The organism is Gluconacetobacter johannae, assembly GCF_014174305.1.
Classification (GTDB): Bacteria; Pseudomonadota; Alphaproteobacteria; order Acetobacterales; family Acetobacteraceae; genus Gluconacetobacter; species Gluconacetobacter johannae.
The window spans coordinates 1-3,634 of sequence record NZ_JABEQH010000036.1; the positions used below are offsets into that span (position 1 = coordinate 1).

5 protein-coding genes are annotated in these 3,634 nt (G+C 61.4%); 4 read left to right on the plus strand and 1 reads right to left on the minus strand.

The window, feature by feature from the left end; all coding sequences use genetic code 11:
- Positions 1-105: 105 nt before the first annotated feature.
- Positions 106-840: a DUF2726 domain-containing protein gene (locus HLH21_RS16750; protein ID WP_220789874.1), complete on the minus strand. Its 735-nt coding sequence runs from the start codon at positions 838-840 to the stop codon at positions 106-108.
- 98 nt (positions 841-938) lie between these two features.
- Between HLH21_RS16750 and HLH21_RS16755 the strand changes: the two genes are divergently transcribed.
- From HLH21_RS16755 to HLH21_RS16770, 4 genes are all read left to right on the plus strand, one after another.
- Positions 939-1,169: a hypothetical protein gene (locus HLH21_RS16755; protein WP_182944884.1), complete on the plus strand. Its 231-nt coding sequence runs from the start codon at positions 939-941 to the stop codon at positions 1,167-1,169.
- Between the two features lie 104 nt (positions 1,170-1,273).
- Positions 1,274-1,597 (plus strand): type II toxin-antitoxin system HigB family toxin, encoded by a 324-nt coding sequence (locus HLH21_RS16760; RefSeq protein WP_182944885.1) that lies wholly within the window; start codon positions 1,274-1,276, stop codon positions 1,595-1,597.
- On the plus strand, positions 1,587-1,967 hold the full coding sequence (locus HLH21_RS16765) for a helix-turn-helix domain-containing protein (RefSeq protein ID WP_182944886.1): 381 nt from the start codon (positions 1,587-1,589) through the stop codon (positions 1,965-1,967). Before HLH21_RS16760 ends, HLH21_RS16765 begins: the two co-directional genes overlap by 11 nt.
- A gap of 14 nt (positions 1,968-1,981) precedes the next feature.
- A partial coding sequence (locus tag HLH21_RS16770) for a recombinase family protein (RefSeq protein WP_246379936.1) occupies positions 1,982-3,634 on the plus strand: 1,653 nt, incomplete at its 3' end.

Here is a 3,634-nt window from a genome sequence, read left to right on the forward strand (position 1 = left end):
TAGCTTCACCGCCCTCGTCATCAGCCAGATCCTCCCCCATCAAGAGAATCAGAGCCCGAGCCATTCGTCACTTCACACACGAGTCAGTGGCCACGTCCTTTGGTATTAGCCTGTTTTTACCTTGAGAGCCGCTCCAGCGGCCTCGGAAATGGCTGCCATGATTTGGAGCCTGGCCATCTTTTCGGGAATTTCGAGCAAAGGAATACCGGCCTTCTGCAAGGCTAGACGCTTCACCGCCATGCGGTCATCAGCATCGCCGGACAGGTCATGGCCCGTACCATTATATTCGATCACCAGCACTGGCAGCCCATAGCGATCAATCAGCAGGAAATCCACACGCTTGCCGCTATAGGAACTGAAAGCCTGCTTCTGGCGCGGATCTTCCGGGTCGTAAGTCGTTTTGATGAACCCACCCATCGAAACCTCGAAGGCGAAACGCCAGTCGGGCTGATACGTCCTGATCCACTCGTCGAGCGCGTAGAGCACCTGCACAGCCTCTTTGTTGACAGGACGAACGGCCCGCAAACTGCACTGACTGATGAAGTGTAACTGGTTTTGCGTGTTGGACAGGTCATTGTCCTGAAAATATTGCCGCCGACGCTCTGCGTCCTTCTTCTGGTCGGCAGCCTGTGTTTCCAGCGAGGCAATCCGGCGGCGTAACGACGAAAGCTCTGTATCGCGTCCCGCGATCTGACGATCCAGACTCTGAAGCCGCGTGTTCCTATCAGCAATCTGCTGCCCGGCCTGTGCCAGATCGGCCGTCGCACGACGCCCCCGTATATAGAATCCAATGGCATACCCAATCGCCAGAAGAATGATCACCTTTTCCACTTCCGCCATGCCTCCCTTTTCTGCGCGATCACCGCCGATTACCGCATGGGGCGCCGCATGGTCTTCTCAAATCCCCTTGTCCTGTCCTTCATCGTTCCTGTCGCCCCATGACCCGGAAGGTGGACAGGATGGCACGCAAACCCGACAGGATCAGGATCGAGGTATTCGGCCCCGCCGAGGTTGCGGAAACGGCCGAGGAGGCGTTCCGCCCGTCTGATGAAGCCATCCGGTCCCTCGCCCGCCTGATCGGGCGGCAGATGGCCCGCGAGCAGTTCGAGCGTGCCCGCGCGCTGGAGCGGAAACAGGCTCGACAGAACCGATCCGGTCCTATGCGGTAGCCTCCCCTTCCCGGCAGTATTGCCCCCGCCGGCGAACGACCCTTCGCCGGGGAAACGTGCATTTTTCTTGTGACCATTATGGTCCCGTGATATAAGGTCAGTCAATGAGGATCATCGCCCGTCGCACGCTGAGAGAGTTCGTCGACAGTCTGGCGGGCCAGAAGGATCAGCCTGCCGTCAAGGCCGCGCTGGACGCCTGGTTCGCCGAAGTCGGCAAGGCTGGCTGGACGAGCACCGCCGATGTGAAGCAGCTCTATGCCACGGCCAGCATCGTCAGCGCCGAGCGGATCGTCTTCAACATCAAGGGAAACGCCTATCGCCTGGTCGTGGCGGTCGATTTCGAGAAAAGCATCGTCTGGATCAAATGGATCGGCACGCACAAGGCGTATGACAGGATCGACGTGACGGAGGTGGAGCATGACGGCTGACCTGAAACCCATCCGCAAGGAGGCGGATTACGACGCAGCGCTGGAAGAAGTCGGGCGGCTGTGGGGTGCCAAAAGCGGCACGCCGGACGGCGACAGGCTCGACGTTCTGGCCACCCTGATCGACGCCTATGAGGCGAAACACCATCCGATCGACCCGCCCGACCCGGTCGAGGCGATCCGCTTCCGCATGGAGCAGCAGGGCCTCACCCGCAAGGATCTGGAGCCGATGATCGGCCCGCGTAACCGGGTGGCGGACGTGCTGAACCGCAAGCGCGGCCTGTCGATCGACATGATCCGCCAGTTGCATGACGGCCTCGGCATCTCGGCCGAGGTGCTGATCCGACCGAGCCGGATGGACAAGGTCGCCTGATAAGGAACATCCCCATGACCCGCGTCGCCCTGTATGCCCGCTACTCGTCCGACAACCAGCGCGACGCCTCGATCGAGGACCAGTTCCGCATCTGCCGCGAACACGCAAAGCGCGAGAAATGGAAAATCGTCGGTGCTTACAAGGACGCGGGCATCTCTGGCGCGAGCATGATCCTGCGTCCCGGTATCCAGACCCTGTTGCAGGATGCCCAGGCCGGACGGTACGATATCGTGCTGGCCGAGGCGCTGGATCGCATCTCGCGCGATCAGGCCGATGTCGCCACCCTGTTCAAGCACCTGAAATTCGCTGGCGTGCCGATCGTTACCCTGGCCGAAGGCGAGATCAGCGAACTGCATGTGGGCCTCAAGGGCACGATGAACGCCCTGTTTCTGAAAGATCTCGCGGCCAAGACCCATCGCGGCCTGCGTGGCCGGGTCGAGGACGGCAAGTCCGGCGGCGGGTTGTGCTATGGCTATCGCGTGGTCCTGCAGTTCGACGCAAAGGGCGAACAGATCCGGGGCGACCGCGAGATCGACGCGCATCAGGCGGAGATCATCCGCCGCATCTTCCGTGACTTCGCCGCCGGCATTGGGCCACGCGCCATTGCCAAAGCCCTCAACGACCAAGGCATCTCCGGCCCCGAGGGCAAACTGTGGAGTGACACCACCATCCGGGGCCATGTGAAGCGCGGCACCGGCATCATCAACAACGAACTCTATATCGGCCGCCTGGTCTGGAACCGGCAGCGGTACGTCAAAAATCCGTCCACCGGCAAGCGCGTTTCGCGCCTGAACCCGGAATCAGAATGGGTCATCACAGACGTGCCCGACCTGCGGATCGTCGATGACGCGCTCTGGCAGGCAACAAAAGCCCGCCAGAGCATCATCGCAGAGAAATACATCAACGTCACCGAGGCCGTGCGGGCACATCACAAGCGGAACCGACTCAACGGCACGCGCCGGCCGAAATCCCTGCTGTCAGGCCTGCTGTTCTGCGGCCTGTGCGGTGGCCCCTACGCTCTGCGCGGTTCCGACCGTTTCGCCTGCTCTAGCCATGTGACGAATGGTTCCTGCACCAACAGCCGGACGATCCCCCGCCCCGATCTGGAGCGCCGAGTGCTCTCCGGTCTCAAGGACCGAATGATGGCGCCGGAAATCGCGACCGAGGCCATGCGCGCCTATGCCGAGGAGACCAACCGTCTGAATCGCGAACGTCGGTCCAACGCCGATGTCTGGCAGGTGGAACAGGTGAAGGTCGAAAAGCAGATCCGGGGCATCATCGAAGCCATCAAGGAAGGGATGTTCCATCCCAGCATGAAAGCAGAGATGGATACGCTCGAAGCCCGCAAGACCGAGCTGGCAACGCTGCTGTCCGACGTTCCTGATGACGTGCCTGACCTGCTGCCGAGTGCCTCGGCGATCTACGCCCGCAAGGTCAGCTGCCTGACCGACGCCCTCAACCACCCCGAGGAACGGCTGGAAGCTGCCGAGGCACTGCGGGCGCTGATCGAGAAGGTCGTGCTCACTCCCGGCCCGAACCGGGGCGAGATCGACGCGATGCTGTATGGGGAACAGGGGGACGATCCTGACCTGGATCGAGCGGCAAGCCATTGGAAATGGTTCAAAACACGAACACTCCCGGAGCGTTGCTCACGGGAGTGTCGGTAT

Coding starts and splice junctions, on each gene's coding strand:
- HLH21_RS16750 (WP_220789874.1), bottom strand. CDS start 840: ATGGCGGAAGTGGAAAAGGTGATCATTCTTCTGGCGATTGGGTATGCC.
- HLH21_RS16755 (WP_182944884.1), top strand. CDS start 939: ATGACCCGGAAGGTGGACAGGATGGCACGCAAACCCGACAGGATCAGG.
- HLH21_RS16760 (WP_182944885.1), top strand. CDS start 1,274: ATGAGGATCATCGCCCGTCGCACGCTGAGAGAGTTCGTCGACAGTCTG.
- HLH21_RS16765 (WP_182944886.1), top strand. CDS start 1,587: ATGACGGCTGACCTGAAACCCATCCGCAAGGAGGCGGATTACGACGCA.